The sequence below is a fragment of the Fictibacillus nanhaiensis genome (assembly GCF_019801215.1).
Taxonomy (GTDB): Bacteria; Bacillota; Bacilli; order Bacillales; family Fictibacillaceae; genus Fictibacillus; species Fictibacillus nanhaiensis_C.
In genome coordinates this window covers 342,674-363,201 of sequence record NZ_JAHVJO010000002.1, presented here as the reverse complement: position 1 = coordinate 363,201, position 20,528 = coordinate 342,674, and the positions used below count along the sequence as shown (strand labels likewise).

General features: G+C 38.5%; 24 protein-coding genes. 19 read left to right on the top strand and 5 right to left on the bottom strand.

Annotated features, from left to right (window positions below; genetic code table 11):
- Window positions 1-237: 237 nt before the first annotated feature.
- Both KUV80_RS10445 and KUV80_RS10440 read left to right on the top strand, forming a co-directional pair.
- Window positions 238-1,329 (top strand): glycosyltransferase family 4 protein, encoded by a 1,092-nt coding sequence (locus KUV80_RS10445; protein ID WP_222462652.1) that lies wholly within the window; start codon window positions 238-240, stop codon window positions 1,327-1,329.
- Window positions 1,330-1,475: 146 nt separating this feature from the next.
- A complete protein-coding gene (locus KUV80_RS10440) occupies window positions 1,476-2,537 on the top strand; it encodes a glycosyltransferase family 4 protein (RefSeq protein WP_222462651.1) in 1,062 nt (353 codons plus the stop codon).
- Between the two features lie 39 nt (window positions 2,538-2,576).
- Here the strand turns inward: KUV80_RS10440 and KUV80_RS10435 are convergent, their stop codons facing one another.
- Both KUV80_RS10435 and KUV80_RS10430 read right to left on the bottom strand, forming a co-directional pair.
- Window positions 2,577-3,605, bottom strand: coding sequence for an LCP family protein (locus KUV80_RS10435; RefSeq protein WP_222462650.1), 1,029 nt, complete (start codon window positions 3,603-3,605; stop codon window positions 2,577-2,579).
- Window positions 3,606-3,755: 150 nt separating this feature from the next.
- Window positions 3,756-4,394: a YigZ family protein gene (locus KUV80_RS10430; protein WP_222462649.1), complete on the bottom strand. Its 639-nt coding sequence runs from the start codon at window positions 4,392-4,394 to the stop codon at window positions 3,756-3,758.
- A gap of 313 nt (window positions 4,395-4,707) precedes the next feature.
- On the opposite strand from KUV80_RS10430, the gene KUV80_RS10425 reads away from it, so the two are divergent.
- On the top strand, window positions 4,708-5,856 hold the full coding sequence (locus KUV80_RS10425) for a sensor histidine kinase (protein ID WP_222462648.1): 1,149 nt from the start codon (window positions 4,708-4,710) through the stop codon (window positions 5,854-5,856).
- A 12-nt stretch (window positions 5,857-5,868) separates the two neighbouring features.
- Window positions 5,869-6,600: a response regulator gene (locus KUV80_RS10420; protein WP_222462647.1), complete on the top strand. Its 732-nt coding sequence runs from the start codon at window positions 5,869-5,871 to the stop codon at window positions 6,598-6,600.
- Window positions 6,601-6,884: 284 nt separating this feature from the next.
- Here the strand turns inward: KUV80_RS10420 and KUV80_RS10415 are convergent, their stop codons facing one another.
- The 3 genes from KUV80_RS10415 to KUV80_RS10405 all read right to left on the bottom strand — a co-directional run bounded on the left by KUV80_RS10415 (window position 6,885) and on the right by KUV80_RS10405 (window position 9,323).
- A complete protein-coding gene (locus KUV80_RS10415; protein ID WP_222462646.1) occupies window positions 6,885-7,427 on the bottom strand; it encodes a BsuPI-related putative proteinase inhibitor in 543 nt (180 codons plus the stop codon).
- 112 nt (window positions 7,428-7,539) lie between these two features.
- Window positions 7,540-8,673: an ATP-binding protein gene (locus KUV80_RS10410; protein ID WP_222462645.1), complete on the bottom strand. Its 1,134-nt coding sequence runs from the start codon at window positions 8,671-8,673 to the stop codon at window positions 7,540-7,542.
- Between the two features lie 26 nt (window positions 8,674-8,699).
- A complete protein-coding gene (locus KUV80_RS10405; RefSeq protein ID WP_222462644.1) occupies window positions 8,700-9,323 on the bottom strand; it encodes an MHYT domain-containing protein in 624 nt (207 codons plus the stop codon).
- Window positions 9,324-9,487: 164 nt separating this feature from the next.
- On the opposite strand from KUV80_RS10405, the gene KUV80_RS10400 reads away from it, so the two are divergent.
- From KUV80_RS10400 to KUV80_RS10330, 15 genes are all read left to right on the top strand, one after another.
- On the top strand, window positions 9,488-10,414 hold the full coding sequence (locus KUV80_RS10400) for an ROK family protein (RefSeq protein WP_222462643.1): 927 nt from the start codon (window positions 9,488-9,490) through the stop codon (window positions 10,412-10,414).
- Window positions 10,415-10,555: 141 nt separating this feature from the next.
- Window positions 10,556-11,404 (top strand): DegV family protein, encoded by an 849-nt coding sequence (locus KUV80_RS10395; protein ID WP_222462642.1) that lies wholly within the window; start codon window positions 10,556-10,558, stop codon window positions 11,402-11,404.
- A gap of 49 nt (window positions 11,405-11,453) precedes the next feature.
- Window positions 11,454-12,950 carry a DEAD/DEAH box helicase gene (locus KUV80_RS10390; RefSeq protein ID WP_222462641.1) on the top strand — a complete coding sequence of 499 codons (1,497 nt, stop codon included), beginning with the start codon at window positions 11,454-11,456 and terminating at the stop codon, window positions 12,948-12,950.
- Window positions 12,947-13,657, top strand: a complete 711-nt coding sequence (locus KUV80_RS10385; protein ID WP_222462640.1) for a ComF family protein — start codon at window positions 12,947-12,949, stop codon at window positions 13,655-13,657. The genes KUV80_RS10390 and KUV80_RS10385 overlap by 4 nt, the downstream gene beginning before the upstream one ends.
- Before the next feature lie 82 nt (window positions 13,658-13,739).
- Entirely contained in the window at window positions 13,740-14,135 is a 396-nt protein-coding gene (locus KUV80_RS10380; protein WP_222462639.1) for a TIGR03826 family flagellar region protein, read from the top strand.
- An 88-nt stretch (window positions 14,136-14,223) separates the two neighbouring features.
- The gene (gene flgM / locus KUV80_RS10375; protein WP_222462638.1) at window positions 14,224-14,490 is read left to right on the top strand and encodes a flagellar biosynthesis anti-sigma factor FlgM; all 267 of its coding nucleotides are present in this window, start codon (window positions 14,224-14,226) and stop codon (window positions 14,488-14,490) included.
- Window positions 14,491-14,499: 9 nt separating this feature from the next.
- Window positions 14,500-14,958 (top strand): flagellar protein FlgN, encoded by a 459-nt coding sequence (locus KUV80_RS10370; RefSeq protein WP_222462637.1) that lies wholly within the window; start codon window positions 14,500-14,502, stop codon window positions 14,956-14,958.
- 20 nt (window positions 14,959-14,978) lie between these two features.
- Window positions 14,979-16,505: a flagellar hook-associated protein FlgK gene (gene flgK, locus KUV80_RS10365; RefSeq protein ID WP_222462636.1), complete on the top strand. Its 1,527-nt coding sequence runs from the start codon at window positions 14,979-14,981 to the stop codon at window positions 16,503-16,505.
- A gap of 10 nt (window positions 16,506-16,515) precedes the next feature.
- The gene (gene flgL, locus KUV80_RS10360) at window positions 16,516-17,409 is read left to right on the top strand and encodes a flagellar hook-associated protein FlgL (RefSeq protein ID WP_222462635.1); all 894 of its coding nucleotides are present in this window, start codon (window positions 16,516-16,518) and stop codon (window positions 17,407-17,409) included.
- A gap of 63 nt (window positions 17,410-17,472) precedes the next feature.
- Entirely contained in the window at window positions 17,473-18,048 is a 576-nt protein-coding gene (locus tag KUV80_RS10355; protein WP_222462634.1) for a DUF6470 family protein, read from the top strand.
- A 12-nt stretch (window positions 18,049-18,060) separates the two neighbouring features.
- Window positions 18,061-18,504, top strand: a complete 444-nt coding sequence (gene fliW / locus KUV80_RS10350) for a flagellar assembly protein FliW (protein WP_222462633.1) — start codon at window positions 18,061-18,063, stop codon at window positions 18,502-18,504.
- A 3-nt stretch (window positions 18,505-18,507) separates the two neighbouring features.
- The gene (gene csrA, locus KUV80_RS10345; RefSeq protein WP_222462632.1) at window positions 18,508-18,735 is read left to right on the top strand and encodes a carbon storage regulator CsrA; all 228 of its coding nucleotides are present in this window, start codon (window positions 18,508-18,510) and stop codon (window positions 18,733-18,735) included.
- 144 nt (window positions 18,736-18,879) lie between these two features.
- Window positions 18,880-19,782, top strand: a complete 903-nt coding sequence (hag, locus tag KUV80_RS10340; RefSeq protein ID WP_222462631.1) for a flagellin Hag — start codon at window positions 18,880-18,882, stop codon at window positions 19,780-19,782.
- A gap of 78 nt (window positions 19,783-19,860) precedes the next feature.
- Window positions 19,861-20,037 carry a YjfB family protein gene (locus KUV80_RS10335; protein ID WP_222462630.1) on the top strand — a complete coding sequence of 59 codons (177 nt, stop codon included), beginning with the start codon at window positions 19,861-19,863 and terminating at the stop codon, window positions 20,035-20,037.
- Window positions 20,038-20,169: 132 nt separating this feature from the next.
- Window positions 20,170-20,484: a DUF5658 family protein gene (locus tag KUV80_RS10330; RefSeq protein WP_222462629.1), complete on the top strand. Its 315-nt coding sequence runs from the start codon at window positions 20,170-20,172 to the stop codon at window positions 20,482-20,484.
- Window positions 20,485-20,528: the final 44 nt, after the last annotated feature.

The following is a 20,528-nucleotide window of genomic DNA, read 5'->3' as shown; positions in this document are numbered from 1 at the left end:
GTTATTTGGTTTAGACGTTAATAATAAATGGGAAACAATCCTGTAGAACACAAACGGACAGCTAATGAATCTTTTTGTCGAAAAATAGAGTGTAAAGAGAATGTGAATTTTTTTATTATCGGTTGTGTAATCACCTTTTTAAGATTATAATTTCATCTTAGGTACACAGACAAATATAAAATGAAAAAAATCTATAAATTAGACTAAAAAATGTGATTGTTATAAAGAGGGGATATAATGGAATCATTGCTGTTAACATGCTTTATATCGTTCCTAACTGTCTTGCTCGTAACACCGTTAGTTATAAAGCTTGCGTTATTAATAGGAGTAACAGACAAACCAGATCAACGCAAAGTACATCAAAAACTGATGCCTAGACTTGGCGGTCTTGCCATTGTCATAGGGGTAGTCGCCGGATATTTTACAGCAGGTCTTCAGTATAATGCAGTTACTGGTATTACAGTTGGAGGAATTATAATCGTTATAGTGGGTCTTATAGATGACAAATTCACGATTTCTCCCAAAATGAAACTTACCGGTCAGCTTATTGCAGCATTAGTTATTGTAGGAACTGGGTTAACGATAGATTTTATAAGCATTCCTTTCTTAGGTAAATTTGAATTAGGAATGTGGGCTTATCCAATTACTATATTTTGGATTTTAGCGATTACAAACGCAATCAATTTAATTGATGGTCTTGATGGACTTGCAGGAGGTATATCTGCGATTGTCATCTCAACCATTGCGATTATGGCTGGATTAAATGGAAATATCTTAATACTTACATTGTCATTAATTGTATTGAGTTCTACAATAGGGTTCTTATTCTATAATTTTCACCCTGCAAAAATATTTATGGGAGATACAGGCGCTTTATTTTTAGGGTATTGTATATCTGTACTTTCTCTTTTAGGTTTATATAAAAGTGTGACATTATTTAGTTTTGTTGTACCTATTATCATTTTAGGTGTTCCTGTATTTGATACAACTTTTGCGATTATTAGAAGGCTGGCTAATAAGCAACCTATTTCTGCCCCTGACAAAGGTCATTTGCATCATAGACTACTTCAATTGGGATTATCCCATAGGAATACAGTACTTGTAATTTACGCATTAAGTATTTTATTTAGTGTTGCAGCTGCAATGTTCTCTTCTACAACTGTATGGGGTGCAATTGCAATAGTTGCTGGGTTATTAGTTTTATTAGAAGTCATAGCTGAGCTTATAGGTCTTGTGCATCATAAATACCGGCCTCTGTTGTATATCTGGAAAAAGATATTTAGTCCAAGTTCCAGTCAGCCAGTAAAAATAGAAAAGAAATATTTTTAAAAACTTGCTTCTTAGCAAGTTTTTTTATTATGCCCAAAAAAAGGACAAGATAACCAATTGGGATCGGAAAAAACTTACATAAGTAAATGCATTTTTTTAAGGAAATCTAAGGAAAGGAACAAATTGAATGAGTTGAGGGATAATTTATGATCAAACATGCTATTTTAATCGGGATAATATGCTTTCTCACTGTTATTGCACTAACTCCTATTGTTATAAAATTCGCAGTTAAAATAAATGCAGTAGACAAACCTAATCAAAGAAAAGTGCATACAAAGGTCATGCCCAGATTAGGAGGACTTAGTATTGTTATTGGAGTAACAGTAGGTTATTTTTTCAGCGGATTATATGAGCAACAAGTCTTGGGAATTTCTTTAGGAGCTTTAGTAATCATCGTTTTAGGCTTATTAGATGATATTTATCATTTGTCGGCTATCAATAAACTACTCGCTCAAATTTTTGCAGGTTTAATTGTGGTTATGAGCGGTTTAGTTATTGAAATTATCAATATCCCTTTTGTTGGTACGTTTGAGATTGGTTATTTTTCCTATCCTTTGACCATTTTCTGGATTATTGCCATTACGAATGCGATTAACTTAATTGATGGCTTGGACGGTTTAGCCGCTGGGACATCAGCCATTATCGTTTTTACAATTGGGATAATGGCATTTCTAAGCGGGAAAGAAATGATTTTTACTTTTTCTATCATCATATTCTCAAGTGTTATTGGATTTTTATTTTATAATTTTTATCCTGCTAAAGTATTCATGGGGGATATAGGAGCTTTATTCTTAGGATACTGTATTGCCATTCTTTCTCTTCTAGGTCTATATAAGAGTGTTACATTATTTAGTTTTATTGGACCTATCCTGCTATTGGGAGTACCCTTATTTGATACGCTGTTTGCGATCATCAGAAGAATTGTGAATAAACAGTCTATCGTAAAACCAGATAAAGGGCACTTGCATCATCGGTTATTAAAAAAGGGTCTCTCCCATAGGAATTCTGTGTTGTTTATATATGGATTAGGATTAATGTTTAGTGCCACGGCCATTATATTACCGATGGCAACATTAAGAGGAACCATCTTAATCATTATCCTCCTTGTTCTATCTTTGCAATATTTAGCTGAAAAAGTTGGTTTAGTAAATGAACGGTTTACCCCATTTATTAATCTTATTAATAAGGTCCATCCTAAAAATAAGTAAAAAAAATGACCCAAGTTTAAACTTGAAGCCATTTACATCTTATTCATTTTGCTCAAATCCATTATTTGTTTGCTCTAGTTCATCTTCAATTTCTAGAATCTTTGACAATTCCGCTCTAATTTCAGAAACAGATTCATCTGTCGGGATTTCATATGAAACACCATTAATCGTTTCAGGGTATGTTTTTAACTGTAAAGTATCGAACTCTTTGTTTTTTAATGTCCTGTAAAAATTCCTCATGGCAAACATTTCGGTTGTCGAGATATTCGTTTTTACGTTATTTCCAAGTTCATCAATTACATTATCGACTTTTGAGAAGGACTTTACAGATATAGCTTTTTCCATAATGGCGCGGATGGCTTCGCTTTCCCGTTCATTTCTGCCAATATCGCCGCGAGGATCTTGTTTACGCATTCGGACAAAGGCAAGTGCTTCTTCTCCATCCAAATCCATTGGCCCTTCTTTAAACGTAATCATTCGTTTAAATGAAGCTTGTTTAAAGTCAAACGGAACATTTACTGTGATTCCTCCAAGTTCATCCACTACATCTTCAAAACCATCAAAATTTGTGGAAACAAAGTAATCAATAGGAACACCTAAGAGTTCCTCAGTAGCTTCCATAACTGCTTTTTCTCTCATACCCTTTTTCCCGTATGCATAAGAGTGATTAATCTTGTCTTTTTCTTCAATCGCTGGTATATAGGTTCGGGTATCTCTCGGGATATTAACCATAGCAGTTTCTTTTGTTTCCGGATTAATGGTAATGAGCTTGATTACATCTGCTCGTCCAACATCATTGGCTTGGTAATTTTCAATCCCTACTAACAAAATGGTCACTGGATCCTTACCAAGCTGTACTTCGTCCATTCTAAGGTCAGATTTATCGTCTTTTAAATCAACAAAGCTTTTATCAGCATTTGCTTTAATTTTGTAGACTAAATAACCTCCATAGCCTGCTGCACTTAAAACAAATAGTAAAGATATTAAAAGGACAAAACGTAAAAACCGGCGAAACGGACTTTTTTTCCGTCTCCTTCTACGTGCTCTTGTATTTTTTTGTTGGTTCATTATATTTAAACTCCCTTAAAATAATCAAATATTAAAGCAAATTACTATAGATAGCTACTCCCCATCATATCGTATTTGAAAATTGTAGACAATTGACGAAAAAACGACATTATACCATTCGACTGCAAATAGTTTTACCTGGGTATACCCTTATCGTGTCACATCTTTTTCCAAATACTCCTGTTCGCCAAAAACAATCTCACTCTGCGCATTTGAAAGATCTGTGATCCACTCTGAAAATGCATCTGTTTCTTTTATCGGTACATACATTTGAATCTCCACTTTTTCCATGTAATTCATTTCTTTTATGGGATAGATGGAATTGCGGAGCTCGTTTTCCATTTTTCCGAGGAGGGTGTAGTCCACAGTGATGTGTATGATTTGGTGAAGTTTGCGCTGAACAACGCCGATGTGGTTGAGGCCTTCTGAAACGGATTTGCCGTATGCCCGAATAAGACCACCTGCACCTAGCTTGATTCCGCCGAAGTAACGGGTGACGACAACGACTGTGTCTTTCAATTCCCGCTTTTTAAGCACCTCTAACATGGGAACTCCTGCTGTTCCACTTGGTTCACCGTCGTCATTCGCTTTTTGGATGTTGTCGGTTTCGCCGATCAAATAGGCCGAACAGTTATGTGTCGCCTGTTGATGTTCTTTTTTAATGTTCTGTATAAAATGGATCGCTTCTTCTTCAGTCGTGGCTCTTGCGATATGAGCAATAAAACGTGACTTTTCGATAACGATCTCGTGCTTGTCTATTGTTTTCACAGTAAGATAGTCGGATAACATAGAGAAAGTGCTCCCTTTAGGTAGTTGTAATCAAAAATTTAAAATCAGATTTGTCGAAAAATATTCAATCTTGTCAGAATACGTGATATTCTTCATTATAAGGTGATTTTCACAAGCATTCAATTTGTTGAAATTTTTTTAGTAAGAAAAGACATAAAATTCCACATCCTGGCGAATGTAGTATATAAGATGGATTTATGACTTCTCGTTCCACTTAACAGGAATGGATAAGAAGTCCTACATTAAAATTAGGTAAGATGGTTCTAGAACTTCCGTTTGTTCTTCTTTATCGTTTTAATTGGAGGAAATTTACATGTCTGCAGCTAGGTTAGCCATAGATCCGCATTTGTTGGACGGAATTTTAAATAAAACCATCGATACGGTTACGGAAAGTCAATCACAAATCTTTGAGATCAGTGAGCAGTCCCGCAGAGAGTTTATTCAGCTGCAGCGAGATTTGGAGCTGGTTAAACAGCAGGTGATTGAGGTTATTGAAAAGGCTGATCATACCGAAGAATCAGCCAAGTATGCCCGAACCCGACTTGCGGAAGTGAGCAAGCATTTTCAAAAGTATAATGAAGATGATATTCGGGATGCTTACGAGAATGCCAATAAGTATCAAATCGAGCTTTCGATCATTCGGCAGACTGAAAAGCAGCTTCGAGAAAAAAGAGATGAGCTAGAGCGGCGAATTCTCGCACTGCAAGAAACCGTTCATAAAGCGGAATCACTAGCGGGGCAAGTTTCTGTCGTTTTGAACTATTTGAATGGGGATTTAAGAAAAATTAACGAACTCGTTCAAGACGCCAAGCAAAAGCAGGAATTTGGATTGCAGATTATTGAGGCACAGGAAGAAGAGCGCAAACGGGTATCGCGTGAAATTCACGACGGTCCTGCTCAACTGATGGCAAACGTTCTCATCCGTTCTGAACTGCTAGAGAAAATTTACGTTGAAAAAGGAACTGATGCTGCTCGTGCCGAAATAAAGGATTTAAGGGTTATGGTCCGCGACTCATTAAAAGAGGTTCGCAGGATTATCTATGATCTGCGCCCGATGGCTCTAGACGATCTTGGTCTTGTTCCTACACTTGAAAAGTATTTGCGCAACGTGAAGGAAAGTACTGGGAAAGCAGTCGAGCTTCATGCACTTGGTACATCGAGGCGTTTTCCGAACAAGATGGAGATAGCCATTTTCCGGTTGGTTCAGGAGTCTGTGAGTAATGCAGTGAAACATTCCGAAGCGAAGCTGATTGAGGTTAAACTTGAGTTTACTCAGAAATTTATTTCACTATATATTCGAGATGATGGTAAAGGATTTGACACATCCCAGCCAGCGAAATCTAATTCGTTCGGCATGATGGGGATGCGCGAGCGAGTCGAACTGCTAGAAGGTACATTAAAGGTTAAATCTCGCGTAAATAATGGCACAAGTGTTTACATTCAAATTCCCATTCAAGACTAGGAGGGTTCACACATGAATAATGTTAATGTGTACGAAAATAACGCCTCAGCACCTGAGCAAACAAGAATAGCGATCATTGATGACCACCGATTGTTTCGTGAAGGTGTAAAGCGCATTTTAGATATGGAAGACCAATTTTCTGTTGTAGCGGAAGGTGACGATGGTTCAGAAGCTGAAAATATCGTTCGCGACCACAATCCAGATGTAGTGCTGATGGATATCAACATGCCAAACATCAATGGAGTGGAGGCCACTCGCCGATTAGTGGAAAAATCTCCTGAAACGAAGGTCATCATCCTTTCGATTCATGACGATGAAACCTATGTATCCCATGCCGTACAAACCGGTGCTTCAGGGTATCTGTTAAAAGAAATGGATGCCGATTCTTTAATCGAAGCGGTAAGAGTTGTTGCTGAAGGTGGTGCGTACCTTCATCCGAAAATTACGTACAATCTGTTAAATGAGTTTCGACGTTTATCTACGACGAGCAAAACGCAGAGTAATAAAACAGGCTTTGTAGAAGTAGAATACCGTAAGCCGTTGCATATCTTAACTCGTCGTGAATGTGAAGTACTTCAGCTTTTAGCGGATGGACGCAGCAACCGTACGATCGGAGAAGAGCTGTATATTAGTGAAAAAACCGTTAAAAACCATGTGAGTAACATCCTTCAAAAGATGAATGTAAACGACCGTACACAAGCCGTGGTAGAAGCGATTAAAAACGGCTGGGTAAAAGTACGTTAATCAAAAGAGAAGACCTTCGAGTGTGAAGGTCTTTTTTGCATGGGTAGCATGGTGGTTGAGGGTGTCGAAATGTGTGTAGGTCCGCGAGTATATAAGCCATTTTCGTGAAATTATAGCAAATTCTCGTGAGATTATGGCTTTAATCTGTGAAATTAAGCTCCATTCTCGTGAGAATAAATTTTTCATCCATAAAGTAATTTTCCATCTGGTTGAAAATATTCACTAGAATTAGAAAGTTCTTTAGAGCAGCTGCCTACAAATAACTGTAGTAGCGGGTATCACCTTCAAAGTTCCTTTTTATCGAGAGCAGAAGTCTTGTCATAAGTGACTTCCATTTCTGTTCTAAGGTCACTTCTGTCTTTAACGGTCGCCCATATCTCAACCGTATATGTGCCACTCTCAAGGTATTTTAAACCTTCCGAAAGGTTAACCTCAAAATGTAAAGCTCCCCCCGGTTCTAATTGTTTCTTAGCTATCACTTGAGCAAACGTCTTATCCATGCTGTAAGTGTATAGCACTTTTCCTTCAGGATCTTTAATGCTGTAATCATATGTTTGGGTAGACGTATAGGTTAATTCAACAGGTTCGGTCTTATCGTTTTGTATCGCAAATACATACTTATATGCACTGCTTTCGACAGGTTTCAACGACACTTTCAAATCACCTTCCACAATTCCTGACGGGTCTTTTGTTGTGTCCTTCGATGTTTGTTTTGCTCTATCAGGTGCATCGGTATTATTCACTTTTCCTGAACCATCGCAACCCGCTACTGATATTGCTAAGAACAGTGAAGATACGACTGAAAAAATATTTTTCTTACATACCATAACATTCACCACCTCATTAAATGAGTCGATACCCATATAAAAAAGTTTCACTTGCTAGTAAACAACAAAACCCCACTACTTATAGAACAAGAGTGGGGTTTATCGCTTTTGCTTAAATGATACTAGCTTCATACAACTTTCTTCGTTCATTCGTTACATGCATTGGAAACTCTAAGGAAACAGTCGTTCCAAAGCCTTCTTTTGATTCTATCGTCATTTTTCCTTCATGGTGCTGAACGATTTGGTAACAGATCAAGAGGCCCAGTCCTGGGTTGCCTTCTTTTGTTGTATAAAAGGGCTGGCCGAGCATAGGCATCAGGTCCTCTGGTATTCCGGGTCCATGATCTGTAATCGAAATCGTGATACTTTCATTCACTTCCTTCAAAGACACACTAATTTTCCCTGTTGCCGGAATGGCTTCTAATGCGTTTTTACAAAGGTTTAGAAATAATTGAGTCATCAGGTTCTCTTCACACATGTAATAGACCGGTGTTTTTGGTAGGTCTACTTGAATAGTGTCTTGGTTCTCCAAAAATTCAAATGATCGATGTAACACCCTTGTCAGATCATGTTGTTGTTTGATGATCATGTGCGGCCGGGCTAAAATCATAAGCTGGCTGATGATGAAGTTGATTCGTTCTGTTTCTTTAAGCATGATTCTTATAAAATGGCCGGTTTCTTCTTTTGCATATTGCGTTTGGAACAACTGGGCAAAGCCATTAATCGATGTAAGCGGATTGCGGATTTCGTGAGCTAAACCGGCAGCTAGCTCACCAACAGACGCAAGCGTTTGCGCTCTTTGCTTAAATTCTTGGGCTTCATTAAGTGCCGTCATATCCTTTGCGATGCCAATAACAGCTGTAATGGTATTTTTAATCGAAAACGGAATGCTTGTAATCTCAAGCTCGACTTCATGACCGTCTTTATGAAAGATGGTAAGAGGATGTTTGACCGTCTCACCTTGCATAACTCTTTCCAAGTTTTTTAAAGAGGTCTTGATTTGGTCTTCTTTTAAAAGGTGGGTATAAGGCATTCTTGATAGCTCTTGAAACGTATAGCCTGTTATCTGTTCTAAGGAAGAATTGGCTTTTATAAAATTTCGATCAGGACCGATCACAAAAACGCCTTCTGGGTTAAGATCAAAAAGAGAATTGTAGCGATGCTCGCTTTCTAAAAGGTCAATGCGCTGCTGAACGATCTTCTTTTGGTCCATCTGTTCAAGTATGTAAAGAATCAGAACGACCACCATGGCCCCAAGCACGAGCAGGGTCGCTAGTATATTAATGTTCGATATCGGAAATTCATTATGCAGTTGAAAGTGGGAGTTCCTCCAACTAAGGCCATCTCACCTATATAATGCATAAGGCTAACACCGGTAGTTAGGGAGAGACTAACGGTAATCTTTTTATAACGGTTTCCTGATTTTATTAAAGTGAGAAAGGCAATCCACGTAAAAAGAAAAGCGGAACCAATGGAAAGAGAAATCCACCAAGCATCTGTTTGCACCGGATGGATATGCATCGATAATACACCGATGGTATGAACGAAAAGAAGTCCCGTTCCAAACGTGAAAACAGGTGCCCAAAGTTTGTTCTGTTGCCGTTGAACAGTATAATGGAGAAGAAAAAAGGATACGTAGGAAAATAGGAAACTAACGGCTAAGGAAATGGACATTGTTGTCAAATCGTATAGGAAAGGTATCGGGCTCTGAATGGATAACATGCCCATATAATGCGTGGCCCACACCGCGATACCCATCGTAACAGAACCTAAAATAAGAAAACGTTGCGGCGTCTTTTGCTGATCTGTTCGTCTAAGAATCCATTCTAACGAAACAAGGACGAAAAGAAAGCAAACTAATAGAGATAATAATACAATATATAGGTTATGATCCAATGGTCTGATCCCTCCTTTAAACGTATATCACATTGTAAATTCTTCCATATGCGACAATATCCTTCTTCATTCGAAAAAAATTTTTTAACATATTTAATGTTTTTCATGTTGAATGATGCGCAATAAAATAAATTTCCCTATATAAAAGTGTGCGAGGTGAAACAATGAAAAGAAGATACATACTAGCTGCCGATGTAGGCGGTACAACGATTGAATGTGCTTTATTTCATATGGATGGCGAAATATTAAATCGAAAAACACTTATGACGAGCGAAGTCATTCAGTCAGATGTGGCAGAATGTATTGCGGATGAAATGAGAAGAAGATTGATGGAGCATGAGGTTTCCATGGACGAAGTGTGCTGTATCGGACTTGGTGTGCCTGGCTTAGTGGACACAGAGACAGGAATGGTTTTCAAAGCGCCAAGTTTAGAGTGGAACCATTATCCGTTAGGTGAAAAAATAGAGCGAATACTTGGAATACCCGTTGTTGTAGGCAATGACGTGAACACAGGACTTCTTGGAGAAGTAGAAAAAGGAAGCTTACAGAACGTGAAGCATGCCGTTTTTTGTATGGTGGGTACGAGCATTGGTGCAGGTCTTTTGATCAACAATCAAGTTTACGAAGGAAGCCGATTTTCAGCAGGGGAGATGGGTTATATGATTACAGAACAAAACGCACTAAACGATGGTTTCACTCCAGCCCGTCGGGGATACGGTTTTTTAAGTACGCAATCAGGCGGGTTTGGAATGAGTCATAAATACGAAATGAAGACTGGCCAACAAGGGGTTTCTACACAAGAGCTTTTTTTACTTGCCAATCAAGGGAATCTTGCCGCAAGTCAGGTAGTTGAAGAAGCGATCAGTCATTTGTCAACAGCATTAGTGAATATGACAGTACTTTTAAATCCAGAAGTGATTTTGTTTGGCGGCGGAGTAGGAAGACAGCTGCAGCCATTTTTAGAAAAAATAGATCAAAATCTTGAAAAATATGTTCCTTTTAAACCGGAATTAAGGATTTCGTCTATGGGAAATCGCTCTGTTCTATATGGTGCTTTTTCGTTATGCCGAAGACGATTGGACCGCCATTAAAACCGTTTAAAGGATTGAGAGGCCAAAAGTAGAATACTTCGTGTAAGAAAAACTGAATATAGTGAATTACTTTTTCTGATGGTGTACACTAGGAAGAGAAGTTGATAATACGATTTTTTGCAAAAAGAGAGGACTAAAAACATGAGCAAGGTAGCCGTCATTACAGACAGTACTTCCTACATACCCGAACATATTCGAAACGACAAGAACATTGTAATGATTCCGCTCAACGTCATTTTCGACAACGAAACATACAAAGAAGAAGTTGAAATAAAAGCAGATGACTTTTACGAGATGGTCAGCCGACAAGAAACATTGCCGAAAACCTCCCAGCCTGCAATCGGGGAGCTTGTTCAATTGTTGGAAGAGCTTTCTCAAAACTATGACGAAGCGGTCATGATCACTTTATCGAGCGGCATTAGCGGTACGTATCAAAGTGCAGTTGCAGCAGGTGAAATGGTAGAAGGAATTACTCTTCATGTATTTGATTCTGAAATCAGCTGTTCGCCACAAGCGTTTTATGTCCTGAAAGCAGCAGAGCTAGCAAGTAAAGGTGAGAACGGATACGAAATCATGAACCACCTGTTACAGATGAAAGACAATGGAGTTCCTGCTTACTTTTTAGTGGATGATCTCAATCACTTACACCGTGGTGGCCGATTAAACACGGCACAGCTTTTTGTTGGGAATCTGCTGCAGATCAAGCCGATTCTTCATTTCGATGACAAGAAGATCGTTCCTTTTGAAAAAGTCCGTACAAAAAAGAAAGCGTTAAAGCGTATCTATGATTTGATGGATGAGAGCTTGCAGACAGATGATAACGTGACGATAAGCGTCATTCATGCAAAGCGTGAAGAGGATGCGGTAGAAATTGCAGACGAGATTCGCGAAAAGTTTGTAAATGCTAACGTGTCCATCAGTTATTTTGGACCTGTAATCGGTACCCACCTAGGTGAAGGATCACTCGGAATCACATGGATAAAAGAATAAAAAGGGAGAGATGAAGATTGCTTTCTCTAACAACACGGGAGACGACACAATGAGGTTCGTTTCCCTTTTTTTAAACAATCGTTTAACAGTTGTCCCTGAAATCCTTGTAAAAGACGGAGATGTAAACCCAGTTCCGTTTAGTGAACTCTCAGAAATTGAACCGCATCCACTTAATCCTTCGTTCCACTATGATCAAAACCTTCAGCAAATCCTCTACGGTAAGATGCTTCTTCTAGACGAAATACCTTCAGACTTACATATCATCCAAGACCATTATGAGAATGGTTATGTACGTTACAATCCAGGACTCTTAAAGAAAAAGTATGGTTGGCAATGCAGTCGCTGCCAAAATGAAAAAGAGCATTTGTTTGCTTCGTTTTCTTGCTTTCGATGTAAAAGTGAAAAGTGTGTGTATTGCCGCAACTGCATCATGATGGGCAGAGTGAGTATGTGTACACCGCTATTGTCTTGGACAGGTCCAGAAGTGCGCTATCGTAATAAAAATGAGATGGCATGGAGGGGAGAATTATCAGCGGGTCAGCAGGTCGCTTCCGACAGATTTGCACAAGAGATCGGCAACAGCGGTGAGCTTCTAATTTGGGCAGTGTGTGGAGCTGGAAAAACCGAGGTACTATTTAAAGGAATTGAAAAGGCCTTGAACATGGGACTACGAATTTGTTTGGCAACTCCTCGAACAGATGTCGTGTTAGAACTTGCTCCTCGTTTAAAGAAAGCTTTCCCGAAAACGTTGATAGCAAGTTATTATGGTGGGTCAGATGAAAAAGAAAGTCCTGTGCAGTTAGTGATCTCAACGACTCATCAGCTGTATCGATTTAAACAAGCGTTTAACCTTTTGATCGTCGATGAAGTCGATGCCTTTCCCTACTCCTACGATAAAACCCTACAGCAAGCGGTGAAAAATGCCGTTCACTCTAAGCATTTTCTTTTGTATTTATCCGCAACACCTTCAGGATCAATGAAAAAAGCCGCAAAGAAAGGTCAACTACCTTGTGTAAAAATACCAAAACGGTTTCACGGATTTCCTTTACCTGTCCCAACGTTTGTTTGGAGTGGTGAGTGGAGAAAGAGATTAGAACGAGGAAAATTGCCATCCTCTTTTGTTAAGTGGTTAAAGTCACAAGCTACCAGTGGTCGTCGGGCGATGATCTTCGTGCCATCCGTTTCCATTATGGAGATAGTAGCGAAATTGATTCAAAAGCATGTAGAAGTAAAAGTAGATTTTGTGCATGCTGAAGACCCTCTTCGAAAAGAGAAGGTAGATTCGTTCCGGAATGGACATATTTCACTTTTAGTAACCACCACCATATTAGAACGCGGGGTTACTGTTCCAAATTTAGATGTAGCCGTTTTTGGAGCAGATGCTGCGATTTTTTCCGAAAGTGCATTTGTTCAAATTTCCGGAAGAGCGGGGAGAAGTAAAGAGGACCACAATGGGCAAGTACTCTTTTTCCATTATGGGAAATCGTTGAGTATGGTGAGGGCTGTAAACCATATAAAAGAAATGAATAAGGAGGCTGTGCGTTGAGTTATTGTTACTATTGCCATCAAGCTTATTCGGAAACATGGTCATGGGCATTGTTCTTAGGGCTAGCAAATTTCCCTTTACTATGCCAGACATGTGCAGGGAAACTACAGTTGATTAAAGGGGATATTTGTAGAATGTGTGGTCGATTGTTTTCATTATTTCCCGAGCAATATCGACAGGGTGACTTCTGTAACGACTGCATTCGTTGGGAGCAAGATGAAGAATGGAAAGGAATTCTGCAGCAAAATCGGTCACTTTATGTCTATAACGACTTTCTAAAAGAAGTAATCGCAAAGCTCAAATATCGTGGCGATGCAGAAGTAATGAAGGCTTTCCATTCTGTCGCTCGTTCTTCTTTTAAAAGCATATACAAAAATGCGGTGTTAGTTCCAATACCTTTAAGTGATGAACGTCACTATGAGAGAGGGTTTAATCAGGCTGAACTTCTTGCGTTAGGACTAGGTCGTCCTGTAGAACTTCTACTGAAAAGAACAGTGCATGAAGAAAAACAAAGCAAAAAAACGCGCAGAGAACGAATGGAGAGAAAGGGAAATCCATTTGAAGTGATGAATCCATCTAATATAGTGAAAGAAAACATTGTACTCATAGATGATGTTTATACAACAGGGAGTACGTTGCGTAGTGCGGCTAAAGTCCTGTTGGATACTGGCGCAAAAACTGTTTCTTCCCTAACACTAGGCAGGTAAATTTATATCTATTGACCCTGTTAAATACTTCGTACCATTCTCCGATATAACAAAAAGATAGAGTGTTAAGGAGCGGTACGAAATGGGTAATTTAATGAACTGTCCGCAATGCGGAAAACTTTTTGTGAAAAACATACGAGATAACTGTGATGTATGTTATCGTGAAGATGAAAAACAATATGACACGGTTTATCGTTTTATTAGAAAAAGTGAAAACAGAAACGCAACGTTAATAGGTGTAAGTGAAGCGACTAAAGTAACTGAAAGTAAAATCATATCTTTTATTCATCAAGGCAGGATTCGAGTAAAAGGATATCCGAATTTCTCTTATCCATGTGATGGGTGCAACAAACCCATAAATGATGGCCGCCTCTGTGAGGAATGTAAGGCCAGAATAAAGTCTGATTTATCGATTGAAGACTTTATTAAGAAAAAACAAGAAGAAGCATTACCTTCTTACCATACAGATGACCATTAACCTAAATTGGTTTTGTTCTTTAAAGATTTTCTAAGTTTTGCCGATATATTTTATAAGAGTATACAGTCTCTAAACGAGGTGACAAATTATGCGTATAAACCATTTTAATTCTATACAAAACAATCCTTACAAAAAACAGGTGCAGGATATGACACAACAAAATGTTCAATCTCGTTACAAAAAGGATGAAATTCAAATTTCTGATGAAGCGAAAAAACTATTATCTTCTTCTAAATTTGAACAGGACCGTGCGGATAAAGTGAATGAAATCAAGCATCAAGTGAATAGTGGAACATATAAAGTGAACGTATCAGAAACGGCAAAGTCCATTTTAAATTTTTGGCGAAAATCCTAGGAGGTCTTCATGGAAACAGCACAAATGACATCATTGCTTGAACGTTTGTTTAAATCTCATGAAGAGTTATTGGCTTTAGGAGAACGGAAAACAGAAGTGTTAAAGCTAGGGGACATGAAGACGCTTGATATTTTATTAAAAGAAGAAGATCTTCAAGTGAAAAAACTGCAAATGATAGAAAAAGAAAGAATGCTTAAGTTTGCCAATGTGACACTTGGTGATGTTTTGGAGCAGGCTGGGGAGCAAGAGAAGGAAAGACTCATACACCTCCAAGAACAGCTAGTAAGCACATATGAAGCTCTTAAAAGTAGAAACGAACTGAATCAAGAATTATTAGAGCAATCCTTACAATATGTAAACATGTCATTAAGCATGGTGCAGCCTAGCTCTGAACCTGCCACATATACGAATTCAAAGTCAAACCCATATAACACAAATTCAACTTCACTTTTTGATTCGAAAGCTTAAAACTTACGGAGGAACACACAATGCGCTCAACTTTTCATGGATTAGAAACAGCCCGTCGGGGGATGTTTACCCAGCAGACAGCCTTACAAGTAACAGGTAACAATATAGCGAACGCCAACACGCCTGGTTATTCACGTCAAAGAGTGAACTTTACCCAAACTGAACCTTATCCGGCAGCTGCCATGAACCGTCCAAACATTCCTGGGCAGATGGGCACAGGTGTACAAGCGGGATCCATTCAGAGAGTTCGTGAAGGATTCTTAGATACTCAGTTTCGTGGTGAAAATAATAAGTCGGGTTTTTGGAGCGCTAGAAGTGAATCGTTAGAAAAGATGGAAGATATCATGAACGAGCCATCTGATAATGGCCTAGCTAAGACGTTGGATCGTTTTTGGCAGTCATTGCAAGACCTGTCTGTGAACCCTGAAGACTCAGGAGCGCGTTCTGTTGTTCGTCAACGAGGTTTAGCCGTTGCAGAAACATTTAATTATCTATCAAACTCATTATCTGCTATACAAGGTGACTTGAAGGCACAAGCCGACTTGACTGCCAAAGAAATTAATTCGTTATTAACACAAGTTTCAAACATTAATAATCAAATAAAAGAAATCGAGCCTCACGGGTACTTGCCTAATGATCTTTATGATGAAAGAGACGCTTTGGTAGACCAGCTTTCAACATTAGTAAATATAAAAGTAACGAAGACAGCAAGTGGGGGACAAGCTTCACCAATTTCTGAGGGTCTGTATAATATCGAACTATTAGATCCACAAGGGAATGCGTATGCAGCTCCTGTTATGTTACTAGATTCAAGTGCAGCAACTCCTGTTAATGCTGTTTCTATTCAATACAACGGTGCAAACAATATGGCAGATACCGTATCTGTTGGCACAACAGCAATCGATGTGAAGGATTTTTCAGGCGGAGAGTTAAAGGGATTACTAGAATCGTACGGATACAATGATGGTGGAACGGTAAAAGGAATTTATCCAGAAATGCTTACTAACCTCGACGAAATGGCATTTGAATTTGCTGGCACATTTAATACAGTCCAGCAAGTTGGATGGAGCTTAGATAGTATAAAATCTGGCACAAAAACACCATATACTTTCTTTGATGGTATCGGAACGAAAGCAGGAGCAGCCAAAACAATCAAGCTTCATAGTGATATGAACAATTTAGATCACATTGCAGCAGCGACTGATCCTTTTAGCGGAGACGGAAGCAATGCTCAAAAGCTAGCGGATGTGAAAAATATCAACTTAGCTTTTTCTACCGGTACAGCTTCCCTGCAAAGCTATTATGAAGGGGCGATCGGTAAAATGGCGGTTGACGCTCAACAGGCGGTTCGTATGGAAAACAATTCATATGTGCTGTCAGAAGCGGTTAAACAACGCATAACGTCAGTAAGTGGCGTATCCCTAGATGAAGAAATGACAAATATGATTCAATTTCAGCATGCCTACAATGCCTCTGCTCGAAATATTACAGTAATCGATGAAATGCTAGATAAAATCATTAACGGCATGGGCGTTGTAGGAAGGTAGGTGTTTGTAAATGAGAGTCACTCAATCAATGTTGTCTAATAATATGCTGCGTAACATTAGCCAAAGCTACGAGCGGATGGGTAAAACACAGGAACAGCTATCTACAGGTAAAAAAATCAGTCGTCCATCCGACGATCCTGTCGTCGCTATGAAGGGTATGACATATCGGACAAACTTAACAGAAGTAGAACAATACAAGCGTAACTTATCTGAAGCATACAATTGGATGGAAAACTCAGATGCAGCACTCGATAAAGCAACGAGTGTCATGCAACGAATTCGTGAGCTGACGGTCCAAGCTTCCAATGGAACGCTGGAAGATTCCCAAAAACAGATGATCGGTAAAGAAGTTGTTCAATTAAAGGATCACTTAGTATCTATCGCTAACACACAAGTAGCGGGTAAATTTATTTTTAATGGTAATGATACAACAACAAAGCCGGTTGATTTAAATACACCAAAGGTTTCTACAAACGGAAACCAAGTAGAGCTTGAATTATCAAAAGGAACAAAAATTGCCGTTAATATTAATCCAATGAATGTTTTTACACATAATGGTGGCACACCTGAAACTGGGTTGTTTGGAGATATTAACGAGTTGGAAAAGGCTTTGAACGGTGTGAGTGCCACCCCAATATCTGCATTTCTGGATAAAATAGATAAACATATTAGTAATCTAGTTTCAGAGCGTGCAGAGATTGGTGCCCGTTATAACCGGGTAGAGCTAATCGATGCCCGTGTGAGTGAACAAGAGGTCATAGCAAACCGAATCTTATCTGATAATGAAGATGCGGATATTGAAAGAGTCATTACAGATCTTAAGATGCAGGAAACCGTGCACCGTGCTGCTCTTGGAGTAGGATCTCGTATCATCCAGCCAACTCTAATGGACTTTTTACGCTAAACTTTAGAGCTATCCTTGTGATGGCTCTTTTTTTGATAACAACCTATTTTAGGAGGGAATACTATGAACTTTCCTCAACTTAGAATGGAATCTACATTTGCACAGCTAGGATTAACGTCACAGAAACCCATTCAAGAGATTGAGCAGCCATCTGCTGAATTAAGTATAAAACAACCTAAAGCAGAACTAACAATCGACCGAACTCCTGGAAAATTAACAATTGACCAAACACAAGCTTGGGAAGACATGGACTTGAAGCATATTTTTAGAAGAATAGAAGAATATGCCCAAAATGGGTATCAAGACTGGCTAGCCGGATTGGGTAGAAAATCTCAAGAAGGCGATGAATTGATGAGAATTGAAAATGGTGGAAAACCAATAGCAGAACATGCGAAAATGAATAGTGAAAGTCCTCAATATGATTTCAATATTGGATTCGTTCCTTCACATTTTAGCGTGAAAACAAACTATCAGCCAGCCAATCTAAGAATAGATTGGAAAACGAATAAACCAGAAATTGATGTTAAGGTAAATAAACCACGTCATGATTACACACCTGGAGTTATACGGGGTGAGATGAAGCAATGGCCATCATTAAAGATTGATGTAATCGGGTTAGAATTGGACGAAAAAAAGTAAAGGACTGAGCAAATGAAACTTCAGACAAAATTCCAGGATACAGTCGAAATAAATGAATCGGATATATTGCATTTTGAACAAGGATTACCAGGTTTTGAGGAAGAAACACAATTTATTTTGATGCCGATGGATGGTACGCCATTTTCTATTCTCCAATCTGCCACAACACCTGAACTGGCATTTGTCACGGCGGATCCCTTTGTGTTTTTTAAGAATTATGATTTTGAACTGTCTTTGACTGACCAAGAACATTTGCAGGTGAACAAAGCTAGCGATGTTTTTGTTCAGGTAATCGTAACGGTTGCGGATATATTTGAGAAATCTACTGCAAATCTACAAGCTCCACTTATAATCAATCGAGAACAGAACAGAGGGAAACAAGTAGTATTAACCGATTCAAAGTATCTTTCACGACACCTTTTAACAGAAAACAAACTTGTTGGACAGGAGGGTTAAAACATGCTCGTATTAACCCGAAAGCTACAAGAGGCAATAAAAATTGGTCAAGATATAGAAATTACCGTTCTAGCTGTAGATGGAGATCAAGTAAAACTAGGAATTTCTGCACCAAAAAATATTGAGATCCATAGAAAAGAGATATTTATTTCAATACAAGAAGAAAATAACAAAGCAGCCAACACTTCAATAGATACATTTAAAAAATTATTAAAAATAAAAAAAGATTAAAAAGGTAGTAAAGATTATTTCTCTATTTCCGATATAAGTAATGTAGAAACAAGAGGTGTTTTTAACGGCCGTAAGAACACTCTTGTTTCAAAATACATCCAACCACAAGGACGTGGGCGGAACACATTCAAGGAGGAAATGAAAATGAGAATTAATCACAATATCGCTTCACTTAACACGTACCGTCAACTTTCAACAAACGGTGCTCAAACAGCTAAATCATTGGAAAAATTATCTTCAGGTCTTCGTATTAACCGTGCTGGTGATGATGCAGCTGGACTAGCAATCTCAGAAAAAATGCGTGGGCAAATCCGTGGATTAGAAATGGGTTCTAAAAACGCGCAAGATGGTATTTCTTTAATTCAAACAGCTGAAGGTGCTTTGAATGAAACACACAGTATTCTTCAAAGAATGCGTGAATTAGCAGTACAATCTTCAAACGATACTAATACAGATGCTGACCGTGGTGAGCTTCAAAAAGAAGTAGACCAACTAGCAAAAGAAATTACACGTATTTCAAATAACACAGAATTTAATACAAAAAAATTAATAGACGGTTCTAGAGATGCCGCTAATGTTACTATTGGTGGTGATTTAACATTCCATATTGGAGCTAATGCTAATCAAAATATTACATTAGCTATTGGTGCAATGGATGCAACTTCGTTAGGTGTAGCAGGTGTTAATGTAGCTAATACAAATGCAGAAACAGCAGGAACTAGTGGTGCTGCTGTTACTAATGATGGAATTAATATCTCAACACAAACTGATGCAAATACTGCAATTACAGCAATTAATGGTGCGATTGAAACAGTATCTGCTGAGCGTTCGAAGCTAGGTGCTTACCAAAATCGTTTAGAGCACACAATTAATAATCTTGGAACTTCTGCTGAAAACTTAACTGCTGCAGAATCTCGTATTCGTGATGTTGATATGGCGAAAGAAATGATGGAGTTCACGAAGAACAACATCCTATCTCAAGCAGCACAATCTATGTTAGCTCAAGCTAACCAACAACCACAAGGAGTTCTTCAACTTCTTCGTTAATTTTAAAACTACTTAAAAGAGATCTTAGTTTTACTAAGGTCTCTTTTTTTACAACCAACATGAAACAGGAGGTGTAAAATGGACATTGCTGCTTTATCCGTAGTACTTAATCATTCACAAGTTCAACAACAAGCGAGTCTCTCTGTCATGAAAATGGTAATGAACTCATCTGAACAAAACAGTGTAAACTTCACGAAGATGCTAGAGCAATCTTTTCAACCACACTTAGGCAGTCAAATTGACCTAAAACTGTAAAAGTCCCTTTTAATGGGGCTTTTCTTCTCCCTTTTTAGATACCAGCATACTGTGTCACTATTTGTTGAACATCTGTAGGAAACATCCTCTCTTAATGTGGGTATACTCCATTAATAGAGAGGAGTGAGAGTGATGGAGGGAGCATTTCAGTTTCAACGTCATTTGTGGATCAGTGCCTGTTTGGCTATTTTGAATATGGCCGATGCGCTTTTTACTCATCAGCTTCTATTAAAGGGTGGAACCGAGCTAAATCCTTTGATGAGAACTCTATATGCGATTGATCCCGTATTATTTCTCGCAGTGAAGTTTCTTTTTTCATGTTTAATCCTTTTGTCAGGATTCGTTCCTTTGCATAAAAGAGTTCGGATCCTTCTATATATAGCTTTTATTATCTATTTTTTTGTCGTTCTATATCACATCTATATCAATCTTTGGCTGCTCCCATAGATTATGCCTTCCGCAAAAAGAAAAAGCCTTCCACATAAGAAGAC